Annotated in this window: 17 protein-coding genes; 2 read left to right on the forward strand and 15 right to left on the reverse strand. The window is 34.3% G+C overall.

The features are described 5' to 3' along the window. Positions 1-74: 74 nt before the first annotated feature. Positions 75-617 (reverse strand): bifunctional pyr operon transcriptional regulator/uracil phosphoribosyltransferase PyrR, encoded by a 543-nt coding sequence (pyrR, locus tag JCM6256_RS02820; RefSeq protein ID WP_025080308.1) that lies wholly within the window; start codon positions 615-617, stop codon positions 75-77. Between the two features lie 252 nt (positions 618-869). Between pyrR and JCM6256_RS02825 the strand changes: the two genes are divergently transcribed. After that, the gene (locus JCM6256_RS02825) at positions 870-2,219 is read left to right on the forward strand and encodes a ClC family H(+)/Cl(-) exchange transporter (RefSeq protein ID WP_025080309.1); all 1,350 of its coding nucleotides are present in this window, start codon (positions 870-872) and stop codon (positions 2,217-2,219) included. A gap of 85 nt (positions 2,220-2,304) precedes the next feature. Here the strand turns inward: JCM6256_RS02825 and JCM6256_RS02830 are convergent, their stop codons facing one another. The 10 genes from JCM6256_RS02830 to JCM6256_RS02875 form a co-directional block, all read right to left on the reverse strand. Beyond that, a complete protein-coding gene (locus tag JCM6256_RS02830) occupies positions 2,305-3,009 on the reverse strand; it encodes an aldo/keto reductase (RefSeq protein ID WP_025080310.1) in 705 nt (234 codons plus the stop codon). A gap of 13 nt (positions 3,010-3,022) precedes the next feature. Next, positions 3,023-3,421: an OsmC family protein gene (locus JCM6256_RS02835; protein WP_025080311.1), complete on the reverse strand. Its 399-nt coding sequence runs from the start codon at positions 3,419-3,421 to the stop codon at positions 3,023-3,025. A 38-nt stretch (positions 3,422-3,459) separates the two neighbouring features. Continuing rightward, positions 3,460-4,725 carry a sensor histidine kinase gene (locus JCM6256_RS02840; RefSeq protein ID WP_025080312.1) on the reverse strand — a complete coding sequence of 422 codons (1,266 nt, stop codon included), beginning with the start codon at positions 4,723-4,725 and terminating at the stop codon, positions 3,460-3,462. Positions 4,726-4,738: 13 nt separating this feature from the next. After that, complete coding sequence (locus tag JCM6256_RS02845; RefSeq protein WP_025080313.1) at positions 4,739-5,404, reverse strand: response regulator transcription factor; 666 nt, start codon at positions 5,402-5,404, stop codon at positions 4,739-4,741. A 1-nt stretch (position 5,405) separates the two neighbouring features. Then, a complete protein-coding gene (locus JCM6256_RS02850; protein ID WP_025080314.1) occupies positions 5,406-6,017 on the reverse strand; it encodes a GTP pyrophosphokinase in 612 nt (203 codons plus the stop codon). 111 nt (positions 6,018-6,128) lie between these two features. Continuing rightward, positions 6,129-7,307 carry an MFS transporter gene (locus tag JCM6256_RS02855; protein WP_025080315.1) on the reverse strand — a complete coding sequence of 393 codons (1,179 nt, stop codon included), beginning with the start codon at positions 7,305-7,307 and terminating at the stop codon, positions 6,129-6,131. Between the two features lie 81 nt (positions 7,308-7,388). Further along, positions 7,389-8,378, reverse strand: a complete 990-nt coding sequence (locus JCM6256_RS02860; RefSeq protein ID WP_025080316.1) for an aldose epimerase family protein — start codon at positions 8,376-8,378, stop codon at positions 7,389-7,391. A 1-nt stretch (position 8,379) separates the two neighbouring features. Continuing rightward, on the reverse strand, positions 8,380-9,849 hold the full coding sequence (locus JCM6256_RS02865) for a UDP-glucose--hexose-1-phosphate uridylyltransferase (RefSeq protein WP_025080317.1): 1,470 nt from the start codon (positions 9,847-9,849) through the stop codon (positions 8,380-8,382). 23 nt (positions 9,850-9,872) lie between these two features. Beyond that, entirely contained in the window at positions 9,873-11,042 is a 1,170-nt protein-coding gene (locus tag JCM6256_RS02870; protein WP_025080318.1) for a galactokinase, read from the reverse strand. 145 nt (positions 11,043-11,187) lie between these two features. Next, positions 11,188-12,180, reverse strand: a complete 993-nt coding sequence (locus JCM6256_RS02875; protein WP_025080319.1) for a LacI family DNA-binding transcriptional regulator — start codon at positions 12,178-12,180, stop codon at positions 11,188-11,190. Between the two features lie 165 nt (positions 12,181-12,345). On the opposite strand from JCM6256_RS02875, the gene galE reads away from it, so the two are divergent. After that, a complete protein-coding gene (gene galE, locus JCM6256_RS02880) occupies positions 12,346-13,338 on the forward strand; it encodes a UDP-glucose 4-epimerase GalE (protein WP_025080320.1) in 993 nt (330 codons plus the stop codon). A 109-nt stretch (positions 13,339-13,447) separates the two neighbouring features. Here galE and JCM6256_RS02885 read toward each other — a convergent pair whose 3' ends face one another. The 4 genes from JCM6256_RS02885 to JCM6256_RS09530 all read right to left on the reverse strand — a co-directional run. Continuing rightward, a complete protein-coding gene (locus JCM6256_RS02885) occupies positions 13,448-13,906 on the reverse strand; it encodes a hypothetical protein (RefSeq protein ID WP_025080321.1) in 459 nt (152 codons plus the stop codon). Positions 13,907-14,025: 119 nt separating this feature from the next. Further along, positions 14,026-15,441, reverse strand: coding sequence for a DHA2 family efflux MFS transporter permease subunit (locus JCM6256_RS02890; RefSeq protein ID WP_025080322.1), 1,416 nt, complete (start codon positions 15,439-15,441; stop codon positions 14,026-14,028). 233 nt (positions 15,442-15,674) lie between these two features. Further along, entirely contained in the window at positions 15,675-16,706 is a 1,032-nt protein-coding gene (locus JCM6256_RS02895) for an IS3 family transposase (protein ID WP_025080323.1), read from the reverse strand. Positions 16,707-16,722: 16 nt separating this feature from the next. Continuing rightward, positions 16,723-17,385, reverse strand: a 663-nt coding sequence (locus tag JCM6256_RS09530; protein ID WP_238318565.1) for a helix-turn-helix domain-containing protein, incomplete at its 5' end; no start/stop codon positions are given.

Genomic DNA, 17,385 nt, shown 5'->3' on the forward strand with positions numbered 1-17,385 from the left:
CAATGGAATACGTTTTCATACAAGTATAGATTATGCAAAAAAATAGTGTTAGTCGCAACTAACACTATTTTTCGCTATTTTACTAAAGCTTCCAGATTTACTTCGTCCTTAGCATCAACTTCTTTAACATTGACAGATACTTGTTCATCACTTGATGTTGGAATATTCTTGCCAACAAAATCTGCGCGAATTGGAAGCTCACGATGACCACGATCAACTAAAACTGCCACGGCAATTGAACTGGGACGACCTTGATCCATCAAAGCATCCATTGCTGCACGAATTGTTCTCCCAGTGTAAATAACATCATCAACCAACACAACATGTTTATCACTAATATCAGCGCCTACTTGTTCTGAGTTAACAACTGGATCTTGCTTTAAAGATGCATCATGGCGATCATCACGATAAAGAGTAATATCCAGCTGACCAAGGGGAACATCGACACCTTCAATTTCTTTAATTCGATCATGAATTCTTTGAGCAAGATAAACGCCACGTGTCTTAATTCCTACCAAGACTAAATTTTCTGTCCCCTTATTTCTTTCAATAATTTCATAAGTAATTCTGGTCAATGCTCGCTTCATTGCGAGTTCATCCCAAATTTGCTTTACCACTATGTGTACCTCCATCATTTTATCCATGAAAAAGCTCCTAGATCTGACTAGACCAGGAGCAATCTAAAAAAGTTATTCTAACTTTAATTGAGTTACTTTACTAGCCTCACAGGACTAATTTAAAAGAGCTATTATTTGCTTAAACTATAGTTTTGATTTTAAATTTTGTCAACATACCATACCTTCCATCATCTTTTTTTTATTAAAAGATGATAGGATATGAATATATTGAATTTTAGGAAGCATTAACTTATGATCAAAAAACCAAATCAAATTTTGAATCGTCCTTTTATTCCTAGAGTTACATTTGTTTTAGGACGCGGAATCTCTGTTGGAATAATAACTGGCTTAATTGTGAGTGTCTTTCGTTGGATACTTGATCAAGCAATGAAATGCGTTTATCACATTTATCCGCAAATGGCGACTCATCATGTTTTATTAATTCCCTACATTATTTTAATGATACTTATTTGTATTCTCCTAGGTAAAATCATTAGTCCTTATATCAAAAATTTGGCCGGATCTGGCATCTCTCAAGTTGAGGCTATATTTGAGGGAGAAAATTATATGCCTTGGTGGGAAATCCTTTGGCGCAAATTTGTTGGCGGAATCCTAGCCAGCGCGCCTGGATTAATGCTTGCACGAGAAGGTCCATGTATTCAAATGGGAACAATGGTTGGACAAGGTTTAGCTGAAGATTTGTATAAATCTGATAAAAAAGAATTACGACGTTTGCAACAAAGTGGAATTGCCGCAGGTCTTTCCGCCGCCTTTAGTGCACCAATGGCCAGTGTATTTTTCTTAATAGAAGTAATCACCCACGAATTAAAGCCAATTGATGCTCTTTCCGCATTAGTTGCCAGCTTCTCAGCTGACTTAATAACTGTAATTTTCTTTGGTACTAAGCCTTGTTTATATTTACCAGTTAAAAATGATCTACCCTTACATGCTTACTGGGCACTACCTTTAATCGGCATTATTTTAGGAATTTTTGCTTATATTTATCAATATTGCTTATTAAGCTTACGACCAATTTTTAGCAAAATTACAATTATTCCAAGACAATATCATAGTATTATTCCATTGATATTAATTATCCCGGTTGGTCTTTGGAATGCGAAATTATTAGGCGGTTCTCATCTCTTAATTTCAAGTTTATTTAAGCACGAAGTTCTTACTGATCTGTCTAAAGGTTCGACTACTTTAATATTAATTGCGATCGGCATATTTTTCATTCGCTTTATTTATTCAATGCTTTCATACGGAGCATCCGTACCCGGTGGTACATTCATGCCAATCTTGGTTTTGGGAGCTTTACTTGGCGTAATTTTTGCTAACGTGTTAGTTCACAACGATGTTATCAGCACAACTTACTATCCCCACATTATTATCATTTCAATGGCTGCTTATTTTGGGGCTATCGCTAAAGCTCCATTCACAGCTGTTATTCTGTTAACAGAAATGGTGGGAACCGTTGAGCAAGTATTACCAATGATTCTAACGACTTTTATCGCTTATTACATTCTTGACCTTCTTGGTGGTCGTTCACTTTATGATGAACAAAGAATTCAAATGGACTTTAAACATCATCCTACAGACTAATGAAAAAATAAAAACTGACTCCAGACGGAGCCAGTTTTTTGTAACAAACATTTTAATAAATCTAAAAATAATACATTAGCCCTAATTAGCTTCTCAAAGAGTTCTCGATTCTTTGCCTTTCTTCAGGCGTCAAATTAATATCCTTCACCTGAAAATCATCTTTTAAATTCATTAGTATAATCTTGTTTTCAAACAAATTATAACGTAAGAGAACTTGAATAGGATCGACTTTTTTAACAGTAGCAATATCATTTAAAGTGTCATTATTTTCTTCGACAAAATCTTGTTCCACTTGAATTTTTTGTTTATTTAAAAATTCTTCAAGTTTAGGATCAACAAGGTTTAGCTTATCAAGCACTGGCTTAACTTTTGCCTTTTCAAGAAGTCCTTTTAAGCCATCCAAATATAAATCACTAACGCCTATACTCTTAATTCGACCTTTTATTTTCAATTCTTCAAGTTTTTGCCAAACTTGAATATTACGCTCATCATCTTCGCTGGCTTCCATGACAACTAGATCAAGATACTGCAAGTGAGCTGACTTTAATTTTTCTAAAATAAATATAGTAATATTATCTGCCGTAATTTCTTTAGAAATATTAAATTGTAAAAAGATTTGCGGTGAAATTTCACTCTTGTTTATAGCATTATTTTTATTGCCAATTAAATTAATTAAACGTCCACCACATTTTACAGCTTTATTAATATCAGCATTTTTGGTTATACTCACGCCAAATTTAGGCATCAAGCAACCATCATTCAAAATAACAGCTTCATCAAAAATAGCCATATTTACCTACTTTCTAAAATTTTACATCAATATCAATTACTGACTTTAAAGTTTGATAAATGGTTGATACACGCAATACGTGATCGACAAATGCTTGTTTTTCCTTATCATTCATCGAAGTATCAAATAATAAATTGATTTCCATCTTTGAAACAATAGATTTACCATGTTCTAACTTTTTGGTAGTTGCTTTATTTTCAACTTTAAAATTTTTAACGTCTAACTGATGAACTTTAGCAATCATTGCTGCAGAAATTGAAAGACATGAATTAACTGATCCACATAAATATTCAGCAGGATTAGGGCCAGCATTTTGATCAACAGTATCACAAATAAACTCATGATTTCTTGCCTTATTAACAACTTGCCATTCTTTATCACTTACATGGCTATTTACTGTATATTCTGACATTGCAATTTCTCCTTTTCATCACTATAACAAGAGTAGAATTATTTAGCTAATTTTAAACTCACAGTAAAGATAATTTGATTATTTTTATAACCAACATTGATTTTTCCTTTATAAGCTTTAACTAAACCTTGCGCCATAGACAAGCCAATTCCATAACCAGATTGAGTATTTTGATTGTGATGCGATTCATCCTCCCGATAGAAGCGATCAAAAAATTTACTATAATCAATATCTTTCCCCTCAGAGTAGCTATTAGCTACCGTCAAGTAAGCATGTTGATTCCAAGTTCCTCTACGCAAAGTTACATTAACTTGGCCATCTTTATCACAGTATTTTTGCGCATTATCAATCAAAATATTAAGCAATTCTGTTAAAGTTTTCTCTTCCGCCAAAACATTAATACCTGACTGAATATTAATATGATAAATCAGATCTTTTTGTTTCATTATCGAAGAAAAACTTTTTGCAGTATTAGTTACAATTTTTGAAAAATCAACTTTACTTAAAGCAATTTGTCCAGTTTCGCCTAATCTGGCCATCGCGATTAAATTATTAACTAGAGCTGTCAAACGTTTAGTTTGTTCTTTCGTACTTTCAGTCCACTCAGACTCATTTCCAAGCATCTCTTCCATTTCAGTATTAGCCGAAATAATAGCCAAAGGTGTTTTTAGTTCATGACCTGCATTAGTAATGAACTGTTGCTGTTTTTGATGAGCGTTTATAATTGGCTGAATTGCTTTTTTAGAAAAAATAATCAAAATAATTGCGAAGAAAAGTAGCGCCGCTAATCCCAGCAGAGTCGCCAAACGAAGTAATGACCAAGCCCGTTGATAAACAAGAGAAATATTTAAAAATGTGATCATCTTGCCACCCATTTGGTTACGACTAATTTTATACAAATAATCATTGCCATTGATACGTTTAATTCCTTCAGCTTGTTTTTGATTCAAAGCTTTTTTAGAAGTTTCAATTATAGTCGATTTTTTAACTCCGTAAATTCGCTGATTATTAATAACAATAATTTTACCGTTGTTATCTTCCGCTACCGAAAAATGACGATATTGGTAAATAGATTCCGGATTATAGCGACCAGAAATGAAACTTTCTTGCTTATCAAATGCACCTTGAAAATTATTTGGCGTAAGCTGGCCATCATTTTGCACTAAAGTATCAAGTACGCGTTGAGACTCGTTATGAGCTTGATGAAAATTAAATAAGACAATTCCGCCAATAGATACGAATAAAACTAATGCTAAAGATAGAATTGAAATAATAATAAAGCGCCACCGAAACTTTTGAATCATTCTATCACCCTTTTCATTTAGTTAATTTGAAATTGCCACCTTTTTCACCTACAATTTTTGCCTTGCTTTGAATGGAAATAAACTTTTGACGCAAATAAGAGATATAAATCCACACCACTTGATCATCTGCATCTTCGTCGTCCTTCCAAACATGATTTAAAATTTCCTTTGTAGAAATTTCCTTTTCATTATTTAAAATTAAATAAGATAGCAATTCTGTTTCTTTACTAGACAAACTAATTGAATTTTTTGCTTCTAATTTTTGATGTTCAGAATCTAAATGTAAATCTTCGTATTCTAATTCATTATTAGAATAATCAGCGGCTCTTCTTTCTTGAGAACGAAGGCGAGCAATTAATTCTTTTAATGAAAAAGGCTTAGTTAAATAATCATCGGCGCCGGATTCTAAACCAGTTACACGATCATCAATTTCTGCTTTTGCCGTAAGCATCATGACATAAGTTTTATCACCCATAGCCCGAATTTCTTTTAAGGCTTCAATCCCATCTTTAACAGGCATCATAATATCTAAAATAATGACATCGTAAGCATTATTTTTAACTTTTTCTACTGCTTCTTCTCCATCAAAAACAGAATCAACCTGATATTTTACACTTTCTAAAGCAACAGTAATTACTCGGTTCAATTGTGGTTCATCTTCAGCTAGTAAAATTTTCATTCTAATTTTCTTCCCTTATTAATTGTCTAATCGTCTGCATACTTACATCACAAGAAGCAAGTTCATCGGCTACACGTTTAAGTTCTTTTCCAATCAATTCTGGATTTTTAATATTGTGTTTATACTTCATCTCATGCTCTAAACTTGCCCAAGTATCCATGGCAATTGTCCGTAATTGTACTTCAACATAATATTTTCCAGGAATATTGCCATCTACGTCTTCATCATTAGTTGTAATAAATAAAATTAAATGATATGAACGATAGCCGTTCTTCTTGGCATTAGTGATATAATCCTTTTTCTTCACTACTTCAACATCTGGCATTTTTTCAATTAAGTTAATACAAGTATAAATATCATCGATAAAATTACATACGATTCTTATGCCAATACTATCGCGATTTTTACGCAAAGCAGATTGTTCATTCAAAGGCAGTCCTTTACGTTGGCATTTTTCTTCCATGCTTTTTTCTGATTTAACTCTGCCGATCAAATGCTCAAATAATCGCTGATTATTGCTTTTTTGATAATCCACGTTCATTTTATTAATTCTAGTTAACAACTCATTCAAAATCTTTTCTAAAGTTGGTTGATACTTCCCGTAAATATTCACGTTATCATCCCCTAAACTGTCTTTTAATGAATTAAAGCATATCTTTTTTAAGAAAGTTTGAATTTTTAATCAAAAAAATAAGTCTAAAGTTCAACTCTAGACTTAAAACAATTAATGATGATCAATCGCACCATTTAAACGTTTACGATAAATCAAATAAACAATAATTACCAAAGGAATTAAAACTAATTCAACTGGATAGAAATATTCGATAGGCAACGCGCTATCAATAAATCCTGACAAAATCGGGCCGAAAGCCATCCCAACATCAAGTCCCAGATAAAAAGTAGCACTTGCCAAACCTTGTTCACTAATTGGAGCAAGCAAAAGCGCTGTTGCCTGCAAAACAGAATAAATAATTCCATAGCCTAAAGCCATGCCGGCGGCTGCAAGTGCCATTTCCCAATTATTTTTCATAATTCCCAACATAATAATGTAGAAAGCAGTCGAAATGGTACTAATCCAAAACCATACACCGAATTTCACGGTGTCAAAATAGCGTTTAAGACCTATTCTGATTACTAATAGCACTACGGCATAAATTAAGAAATATGAGCCAACGGCTACATTAACATGTTGTTGTTCAACATAAGTAACAATATCAGCTTGCGTTGTAAAATATGGCAAAGCAAATAAAGTGGTTAAAATAGCGACTGGCAAAACATTCCATTGAATAATTTTAAAATGTTTTTTATCTTTTTCTTTCTGCAATTTCTTAGTTGGTTTAGCATGATCACCAACAAATTGAATAGCGATAATCATCAAAAAAGCCGCTATTGCAGATGCGATCAAAGCCTCCCGATAACCGATTTTTTGATAAATATTGATTGAAACAGCTGGAGCCACAGCCATCGCCAAGGCATTCATCAAGCCATAAAACCCCATCGCTTCACCAACATGTGATCGAGGTACCAAAAAAGCCAGCCAGGTTGTCATACAAACTGTGCAAAGGACATATCCTGTTCCGTTAATTAACCTGAATAAAATTAACCAGCCGCTTGCCGGAGCGACAATGTAGCCAATAATTCCCAGCAAAATCAAAATACCGCCAATTAATGACAAGCGATATTTGGAAAATTTATCTGTTAGATTACCTGCGATCGGTCTTAAAAACATTGCCGCAATACTCATTATTCCAACAATAATTCCAGCAAAACCACTACTTGCGCCTAAACTTTCCGCATAACCATTAATTAGTGGATTAACAAACATCGTACTAAACATAAAAAAGAAAGACGCCGCCATTACTAAAATAACGTCTTTGGTATAAATTGATTTTCTTTTTACCATCATTTTTCCCTCATTAAAAATACCAATATTTAGTTTAGCACTGATTTCAATCCAAAAAAAAGAAGCCCTAAGGCTTCTTTTTTATTCAAAATTCCAACAAACTTTGCGTTCGTATTTTTCATTAGGCAAAAGCGTAATTTCACCTAAATCACTACCACCTACCGGCGGACATTGTGCTTCAAAAGTAATGCCATCATATTGGCCGATATTCTTAGCTAAACCAGTATGATCAAAATGATTTCCAGTATAAACTACAACAGCCGGTGCATTTGTGGTCATTGTCATTTTATGATTCTTGGATGATAAAACAACGGCCGGAGAGTTACCATTCAAAATCAAAGGATGATCCATCCCTCGACGAGATTTAATTTGCTCATCATCAGCAGTTAAAGCACCATTCACCGTTTTTTCCTTAGTAAAATCAAAGGCTGTATCTTTCACACTGGCCATTCCTTGAGTAGGAATACCATCAGCAGCAACGGGAACATAGTAATCTGCATTTACTTTTAATTTTAAATTCTTAGCACTTTCACCTAAAGAGAAGTAAGTATGGTTGGCAGGATTGAAAATCGTTAATTTATCGCTAACTGCATTAATCTCATACTTCAAATTGTTTTCATTATCAAGTTCACAAACAACATGAATTTTCATGTTACCAGGAAAACTATTACTACCATCAGGATCGAAATAAAACAAATCCACTTTTGCCTTATCATCTTCAGCATGAAGCTTAAAATCCCAAACTTTAGTATCTATTCCTAACCCGCCATGAACATGATTTTTTCCTTCATTAAGTGGCAATTGAACAATTTCATTGCCATGCTTCCATTGTCCCGCTTTAACCCGGCCACAAATTCTACCAACGGTGCCACCTAAGTAATTGCGTTCCTTTGAATAATCTTCAGGTTTTTCAAGTGACAAAATCATATTTTTACCATCAGGCATTAAAACTTTTTCAAGCGTAGCACCGTAATTCAAAACTTTAACTTGCATCCCCGCATCATTAGTTAAAGTAATTTCGCAAAGATCTTTTTCATCTTTTCGACCATATTTAATAAAACTTGTTTCCATCTTACTTACCTATGTTTTCAACTAAAGCATCTGTGAATTCTTGCCAGCCCTTTTCACCATCAGCATCATTCTTGAAGACACCTGCACATTGTAAAACATTTTCAAAAACTTCCACTAAGGCTTGTTCTAAAACTTCTTCGACATTATTTTCATTAATATCATTATTAGCCTTAAGTTCATCGGCCCATTTCACATGACTTTCAGCAATATTATTGTCTTTACCAAGTAAATATTTCTTAACTTCTTCCATTTCACTCTTAAGACGACCTGGTAAAATAGCTCTACCCATAACTTCAATTAAACCAATATTTTCCTTTTTAATATGCCAAAGTTCAGCATGTGGGTGGAAAATTCCTAAAGGATATTCATCACTTGTATTGTTATCACGAAGAACAAGATCAAGGACAAACTTTTCACCATCACGGTGCATAATTGGGGTGACTGTATGGTGGCGAGTTTCTCCATCAAAAGCCTTAATATGACGCTTAACATCATCATAATGGTCCCAGAAGTTAATAATTTGGCTTCCAAGATCGATTAAATCAAGTGAATTCGTACTAATTAAGCGAAGATCACTCATTGGCCAATCAACGATTCCTGCTTCTACGTCAGGATACTTTTCAAATTTAACAGACTTCTTAATCTTAGCCTTCATCATTGGAAAGACGTGACGACCACCTTGATAGTGTTCATGAGCAAGCATTGAACCACCAACAATTGGCAAATCAGCATTTGAACCTACAAAGTATTCTGGAAGCTGCTTTTCAATATCAACCAAATTAATCAAAGTCTGTTCATTAATTACCATTGGAATATGCTTTTGATCCAAGAAAATACAATGTTCATTGAAGTAAGCATATGGAGAATATTGAAAGCCCCATGGACGGCCGCCAATATTCATACGAATAATGCGCAAGTTTGAACGAGCATTCTTACCATAACCACCAACGTAACCTTCATTTTCAAGGCAAAGTGCACATTGCGGATATTTCTTGCCAGTTGCATGAGCAGCTGCTGCGATTGCCTTTGGATCCTTTTCGGGCTTTGACAAGTTAATAGTAATTTCTAAACCGTGACCTTTGGAGCTAGTTCCTGAAAAGACAACATTTTTAGCAATTGCTTCTTTTTTAACATAATTATTGTCTTCACAAAGCTTATAGAACCAATCCGTTGCTTCTTTAGCGGAATTTTGCATCTTTTGCCAAAAGATTTGATTAGTCTTTGAAGGAGTTGGAGTTGCTAAATCATAAAGCTGATCATTTAAAACTTCTCTAGAAGTAACATCATCAGGAATAATTTCTCGGTCAACAGCTATCTCCACTAATTGTTCAACTGTAGACTCATTTTCCTTAATTTCTTCATCTTTATCGCCAACTAAGGCTTTAATTTTATTAATTACATAAACCCTATCAAGCGGTTCATAACTACCGCTTGCAATAACTTCATCCGCAAATTTTTCAATTACTTTCATCAGTCATTATCCCCAAAGTTTAACTAAATTCTCTTAGTTCCATCAACGATTTCTGCATCATAGAAGCTTGCATCGTAACCAATTGCGTCACGATAAGCCTTGCCAACGTTTTTCTTAAATTCTTCGGCTTTATCTTTTCTTACAATAGCAATTGCAGAACCACCGAAACCACCACCAATCATTCTTGCACCTAAGACGCCAGGTTGTTTCCAAGAACTTTCAGCCAAAGTATCGAGTTCTTTACCGGTAACTTCATAATCATAGTGAAGGGAAACATGAGATGCATCGATCAAGCGACCTAATTTTTCAAGATCATTAGCTTCCATCGCCTTTGTAGCACGAATTGTTCTTTGATTTTCACTAACCGCATGACGTGCACGTTTTAATTCAGTTTCATCATTAATAAGGTAGGAATATTCATCAAAAGTATCTTCGTCTAATTCTCCAAGCGCCTTAATATCAAGCTTAGTTTGTAATTTCTTTAAAGCATCGCCACATTCAGCAACCCGATCATTATAAGCAGAATCAGCTAAGGTATGAGCCTTGTTAGTTGACATAATGATAATTTCATAATCACCTAACTTAAGAGGTTTATATTCATATTCCATCGTGTTGCAATCAAGGAAAATTGCACTGTCTTTTTTACCCATAATGCAGGCGAATTGATCCATAATCCCTGAATTCAAACCTACAAATTCATTTTCAGTTCTTTGACCAAGACGAGCTAAAGTTGGACGATCTACATCAAGGTCAAATTCATCTTTAAGAATAATTCCCATCAGCATTTCAATAGCAGCTGATGATGAAAGTCCTGAACCGGATGGCAAAGTTGCTTTGATGTATAAGTTAAAGCCATGGTTAATTTTATTGCCATCTTCTCTTTGCTTAAGGTAAGTTAACATCCCCTTAAAGTAGTTAGTCCAGAAACGATCATCTTTTTCAACGCTGCTGTCATCAAGATCAAATTCAACAATATCACCATCAACATTGCCTGAGTAAAGTCTAATCTTATTATCTTCTCTTGGACCATAAACGCCATATACCCCGAGACTAATTGCGGCGGGAAAGACATGTCCACCATTATAGTCTGTGTGTTCACCAATTACGTTAATTCGACCTGGGGAGAAGAAGACATCTTTACCTTCTTCACCAAAAGTATCTTTGTAAGCCTTAAGTAATTCTTCCTTATTCATTGTTTTACCTCTAAAAATAATCTGTAATCGTTTTCAATAATAAGTATAGTACCATTTTTCTATTTAGTAAATATTTTACTTAAAAAATAAATTTATTTACTTAGATAAAAATAAAAAGAGCATAATTAATGCTCTTTTCATTGAATTATTTAAAGCTCTTCCGAATTACCAAATCTGTATTCATCGTTAAATGAACAACAGGTCTCGCCTTATCATTAATATGGCTGAGTAAAACTTGTAGAGCAATTTTTGCCATTGTATTTTGATCAATATTATATGAGGAAAGTGGCGGGAATACATATTGGGCAACATCACTATTGTTAATACTAATAATTGCCGTATCCTGCGGTACCTTCACACCCGCTTCATTAAAGGCCTGCAAAACTCCCACGCTCAAAGTATCAGAAGAAATAATAAAAGCATCCGGAAGCTTATTGCACTCTTTCAATGCCAATTGACCTAGTTTATAGCCATTATCAACATTAACAACGCCTTGTACGAAAATTCTTGTTGATTTAAAGTTCTTTAGCTTGCTATATTCACTAAATGTTATTTCACGAATATCACGTTGTGACTTACCATCTAAATTAAAACTTTCGGCGCCAATAAAGCCAATATCTTTATAGCCTTTGTTTTCAAGCCGATCTAAAGCATCTTGAATTGCTAAGGATAAATTAGGCTGAACTGAGTCAAACAACTTAGGAGCCGGATTAATATCAATAAATACACCGTCAGGCAATACCTTATGAAATTTTTCCAAATCGTTATAAGTTATTTCAGCAGTTCCTACTCCTAAAAAGCCTTGAAAATCTTTTGCTTTACTTATTAATGATTTAATATTCGTAAAAACTGTTAATTCAATACTTTCTTCCTTAGCAACTGTTTCAATCGCTTGCTTCAAAAATGCAAAATACTCATCTTGCAAGTGTTCATTGCCGTTTACTCTATAAAGCAAAGCTAAATTTGGTTTAATGGTATTTATTTTCTTTTTCTTCCAATAACCTAATTCGTTAGCAACTTTTAAAATTTTATTTTTTGTTTCTGTCGTTACTGATAATTTAGGATCATTATTAAGCAACCGTGATACTGTAGCAGCAGAAAACCCTGATTTACTTGCTATTTCTTTAATTGTAGTCATTTTATTTCTCTTCTAAATATTTTATACTATCTATGTTAATTATACATACTTTCAAGCAATTTGATAAATAATTTACTTAATTAGTAAAAACATTTATTAAAATTATAATTATGTGTTATACTGTAATCGATTTCAAAATAATGAATTCAAAAAAGGAGCACAAATATGCGTGTTTTAGTTATTGGTGGTGCGGGCTATATTGGCTCACACGCTGTTAGAGAATTAGTAAAAGAAGGCAACGATGTTGTTGTCTTAGACTCTTTGTATACCGGCCATAGAAAGGCTGTCGACCCAAAGGCTAAGTTTTATCAAGGCGATATTGAAGATACTTTCTTGGTTTCTAAGATTTTACGTGACGAAAAGATTGATGCTGTAATGCACTTTGCAGCTTACTCACTTGTTCCAGAATCTGTTAAAAAGCCACTTAAGTACTACGACAACAATGTTGCTGGGATGATTTCACTTCTTCAGGCTATGAACGATGCTGGTACTAAATATTTGATCTTCTCATCAAGTGCCGCAACTTACGGTATCCCTAAGAAGCTTCCAATCACTGAAGAAACTCCACTTAACCCAATCAACCCTTATGGTGAAACCAAGATGATGATGGAAAAGATCATGGCTTGGGCTGACAAGGCTGATGATATTAAGTACACTGCCCTTCGTTACTTCAACGTTGCAGGTGCTTCAAGTGACGGCTCAATCGGTGAAGACCACGCTCCAGAAACCCACCTTATTCCAAATATTTTAAAGAGCGCAATTTCTGGTGATGGCAAGTTTACTATCTTTGGTGACGACTATGATACTAAAGACGGTACCAACGTTCGTGACTATGTCCAAGTTGAAGACTTAATTGATGCTCACATTTTAGCATTAAAGCACTTAATGAAGACTAATAAGTCTGATGTCTTTAACTTAGGTACTGCTCACGGTTACTCAAACCTTGAAATTTTGGAATCAGCTAAGAAAGTTACTGGCATTGACATCCCTTACACTATGGGTCCACGTCGTGGCGGTGATCCAGACAGCTTGGTTGCTGATTCAACTAAGGCAAGAACTATTTTAGGTTGGAAACCTAAGCATGAAAACGTTGATGACGTTATCGCAACTGCTTGGAAATGGCATCAAAGCCACCCAAAGGGCTACGAAGACAAGTAAAATAATCAACAATTAATAATTAAAAATATAATATTTAACTTTTTCCCTCAAAAAAGGATCGATAAAGCAGATTGTTTATCGATCCTTTTTATTTTATAGTTTTTAAAAACTACTTATTTTCATTTACTAATTTATTGAAGCTTTCGTTAGTTTCAACAATTTCGCCCATTAACTGATTTACCCAATCATTGAGCTTGTCATCATCATATGAAGCAAGCCCGCCTTCAGTATCGCCAATATCAGCAATACCGTTATTAAAGTCTACCATTTCAGTAATAAGCTTTTCAGCAAAGTCTCTGGTATCACCGCCAAAGTTATTGGCAAAACCATTTACATCTTGGTATGTATCGGTAATATCGGTAAAAATTTGAACTGCTTTTCCAAAAGTTTGATTCAAATTTTGAACGTCTTCTTGAGTTGGAACTGTTAATTCTTCCCCATTTGTAATTTGTTGATCCAAACGAACACCGATATCATTTAAGACCAAGTGACAATCGTACAAACGATTTAAAAGTTTAATACCGCTAGGATTTTTAGCTTCAAAGTTTACGCTAATTTCTTCTGACATATTTTTCCTCATCTCTTATGAATATTTGTTATTACTATTGTACATTTTTTAGCAAAAAAATACGATGATCAAATAATCATCGTATTGAGTAAGTAAAAATTTTGATAATAAATATTTAATTAATATTCTTTACCATCGTCTTTAACAAATAAAGCAACGATAAAGCCCATAATTGCTAAAGCAATGGTAAAGTAAATACCGTAATGAATACCATTAGTAAACTTGAATGCCATTGAACCATTTACTGAATTCTTTCCGATAGTTAAGAAACTAGTAACAATTGCAGTAATCAAGGCACCAACAATTTGTTGAATAGTATTCAAAATAGCTGAACCATCGGCTGATTCGATACCTTTAAGTGAGTTTAAAGCTGATGTTTGTGATGGTGATAAAGCAAGTGGAGCACCAATCATCACGATAATATGAGCTAAGATTACATACCAAATTGGGCTGTTTGTTGTAACAAATGCAAATAATACGGCACCTACTGCAGCAATTAAGAATCCCAATCTTGCAGGCCATTTAGCACCAAAGTTGTCATATAATCTTCCTGCTACGGCTGAAGTTGCGGCAGTTACCAAACCACCAGGCAACATGATAATTCCTGTTAACGCTACAGACACTAACAAACCATTTTGCAAATATTGAGGCAACAAGTACATTACAGACAAATTCATACCGAAGTCAATCATAATTAAAATTGCACCCAACATAAAGTTACGGTATCTAAACACACGTAAATTTAAAACTGGATTGTCGATTGTAAGCTGTCTTCTAACGTACCAAATAAGAGCCAATACACCTACTAAAAGAGTGATTAATACTTTTGGAGAAGTCCAGCCTGAGTGACTAGCAAAACTTGTTCCTGCAATAAGACCTGCAAAGGCAACAACTGAAAGAAGAATTGAAAGGAAATCAATTTTAGTCTTAGTAAGTTGGTTTACATTCTTCACAAATGGAATAGCTAATATTAAAGCAATAACCAATAATACTACAAATGAGAAAAATACTGCATTCCAAGAACCTGCAGCCAAGATGAATCCAGTAACTACCGGACCAATGGCTGGCGCAAACATAATAACTAAAGCTAAAATACCGTTAACTGTTCCCAACTTGTTAGGTGGAAAAATAAGCATTGCAACAGTAAACATAAGTGGCAAGATGATCCCGGTTCCGATACCTTGGATCATTCTTCCCACTAATACCATAGCGAAGTTAACTCCGAAGCCTGAAATAAGTGAACCTGCGATAAAGGCACATAAGCCGAAAATAACTAATTTTCTAGTTGAAAACCATCTAGTAAGCAAGCCAGAAAGAGGTAAAACAATACCGATAACAAGCATGTAACCAGTAACTAACCATTGAACTGAACCTTCACCTACATGTAAGGCTTTCATAAGTTGAGGCAAAGCAACATTTAAGGCTGTTTCACTAAACATACCTACAAATGACCCCAACAATAACGGAAGAATTGCGAGCCATGGATTCTTTACATCAACACGAGCTCTCATTCCACTTTTTTGTGTATTACTCATTAAAGAAAATTCCTCCCTTTTTTAGCGACGTTGATCACTATACCAGAAAAACTTCCTCTTCGTAAGTAAAAATTGAATGTAAATGGTTACATTGAAATATCTGGGAAAAAAGCTATTTTTAATCGGTTTTAAACTTTACTCAAACTAAAAATCCTATTAAATTGATGATCTGATCCGTACCGTGTCAAGTAGACAGTTAAAATATATAAAATGAAATTGATTAACCAACCTGTTTATGCAGGCTGGTTTTTCTTTTCTTTGATTTTATCCCACCATTCTTTATAGCGTTTATCTGACACAATTTTATAAGTACTTATATGTTCTGGATCTGCTTTTGCTTCTGCTCTTACTTGACCAGCTGTTTTACCACCAAATCTTTCTTGAGGATCACAGTTGATGTAATAATCTATCGTTTTATCAAATGCATCTTTCATTTCATCATAAGTCTTAACATCTGGATATAGTACATCAAGCATCTCTTTTATTAATCCTTGCCATCCTTCCATTGGACCATTATCAATACAGCGACTAACTCTCGACATTGATTGGGTCATGCCATGGTCTTGTAGTTTTTGTACAAATGGTTTACGGGTAAATTGAAAACCGCGATCGCTATGAAGCATGGCATGACTATCAGGCTCTTTAGCCCAAGCATCGTCTAAGGCGGCCTGCACTAACACTATATCATTACGTCCACTAAGGGCATAGCCAACTGGATATCTATCGTAAAGGTCAAAAATTGTGCAAAGAAATATTTTTTGATCATGGCCAGGAATCTTCTTTTCCGTGATATCTGTGCACCATTTTTGATTAGGCTTGTCGGCATTAAAATCACGTTTAAGCAAATTACCCGCTGTCTCTTCAGGCGTTGACGGCTTATAATGATATTTTTTATTGAAGCGACCTTTGCTCGTTCTAATTCCATTAACGCACATAATACGGGAAACTGTTCTGCGATAAATAATAGGCTCTTCTTCTTTTCGCTGAGCATTTAAAGCCATAGTCATTTTAGGTGAACCAAAAAGGCTATTATTGCTCTTGGCGATTTCTTTGATTTGCTTAAGTATTTTTTGATCACGAATTTCTCTCTTGCTCGGTTTATGATGGAGCCACTTATAATAAGCCGATCTAGCCACTTGAAGAGTCTTACAGATCCAACCAATTGGCCAGTTGCAGTCTTGATGGCATTCCTTGATCAATTGATATATTTTTTGTTTTAAATCATGTCTAAACGCTATTTGTCTTTGTTTTGGTCCAACAACCACTCCCTTTCTAAGTCCTTCACTTTTTTAAAAGTATATTCTCTCTTTGGCTTATTTTTAGCTGTCTTTGTAATTCTTTTACTTGAAGCTGTGTCTTTTCAAGTTCAGATAATTCACTTTGTGGACGTTTGCGGCCACGATTGTCTTTAAGTCCTTCATTTCCTTTGTGCTCATATTTCTTGCACCAATTGTAGACTTGGGCATAGCTGCAGCCGTATTTCTTAGCTGTTTCTTTGTAATTTAAATTATGTTCTCGGCAATACTTAACTATTTTTTCTAGTTCTTGTTGGGTTGTTTTCTTTCTAGTCATCTTGTAAATCTCTGGGGTAGGGTAATAATTTTTAAGTCTTTGATGACTATTATACTTGGAAACCCATTTTTTTAATTGCGTGGAACCTCTCAATCCGTATTTATTAGCTAATTGTTCATAAGAGCCTTGGCCATTTAGGTATGCTTTAATACATTTAAGTTTAAATTCTTTAGTATAACTTTGATTGTGTTTATGTACTTTTAAAGCATCTGAGCCATTTAATTTGAAGGAGTCTATCCATTGATTTACAGTTCTACCAGTAACACCAATTGATTTACCAATTTGTACATATGACAATCCACTATTCAGATATTGCTGGACTGCAGCAAGCTTAACCTCATAGCTAAATTTACTTTTTCTGGACATAAAAAA

Source organism: Lactobacillus hamsteri DSM 5661 = JCM 6256 (assembly GCF_000615445.1).
Classification (GTDB): domain Bacteria; phylum Bacillota; class Bacilli; order Lactobacillales; family Lactobacillaceae; genus Lactobacillus; species Lactobacillus hamsteri.

Excerpts from the sequence above, each read along its gene's own strand:
- JCM6256_RS02840 (WP_025080312.1), bottom strand. The coding sequence starts at position 4,725 with ATGATTCAAAAGTTTCGGTGGCGCTTTATTATTATTTCAATTCTATCT.
- JCM6256_RS02835 (WP_025080311.1), bottom strand. The coding sequence starts at position 3,421 with ATGTCAGAATATACAGTAAATAGCCATGTAAGTGATAAAGAATGGCAA.
- JCM6256_RS02890 (WP_025080322.1), bottom strand. The coding sequence starts at position 15,441 with ATGAGTAATACACAAAAAAGTGGAATGAGAGCTCGTGTTGATGTAAAG.
- JCM6256_RS02825 (WP_025080309.1), top strand. The coding sequence starts at position 870 with ATGATCAAAAAACCAAATCAAATTTTGAATCGTCCTTTTATTCCTAGA.
- JCM6256_RS02855 (WP_025080315.1), bottom strand. The coding sequence starts at position 7,307 with ATGGTAAAAAGAAAATCAATTTATACCAAAGACGTTATTTTAGTAATG.
- JCM6256_RS02885 (WP_025080321.1), bottom strand. The coding sequence starts at position 13,906 with ATGTCAGAAGAAATTAGCGTAAACTTTGAAGCTAAAAATCCTAGCGGT.
- galE (WP_025080320.1), top strand. The coding sequence starts at position 12,346 with ATGCGTGTTTTAGTTATTGGTGGTGCGGGCTATATTGGCTCACACGCT.
- JCM6256_RS02865 (WP_025080317.1), bottom strand. The coding sequence starts at position 9,849 with ATGAAAGTAATTGAAAAATTTGCGGATGAAGTTATTGCAAGCGGTAGT.
- JCM6256_RS02830 (WP_025080310.1), bottom strand. The coding sequence starts at position 3,009 with ATGGCTATTTTTGATGAAGCTGTTATTTTGAATGATGGTTGCTTGATG.
- JCM6256_RS02845 (WP_025080313.1), bottom strand. The coding sequence starts at position 5,404 with ATGAAAATTTTACTAGCTGAAGATGAACCACAATTGAACCGAGTAATT.
- JCM6256_RS02875 (WP_025080319.1), bottom strand. The coding sequence starts at position 12,180 with ATGACTACAATTAAAGAAATAGCAAGTAAATCAGGGTTTTCTGCTGCT.
- JCM6256_RS02870 (WP_025080318.1), bottom strand. The coding sequence starts at position 11,042 with ATGAATAAGGAAGAATTACTTAAGGCTTACAAAGATACTTTTGGTGAA.
- JCM6256_RS02860 (WP_025080316.1), bottom strand. The coding sequence starts at position 8,378 with ATGGAAACAAGTTTTATTAAATATGGTCGAAAAGATGAAAAAGATCTT.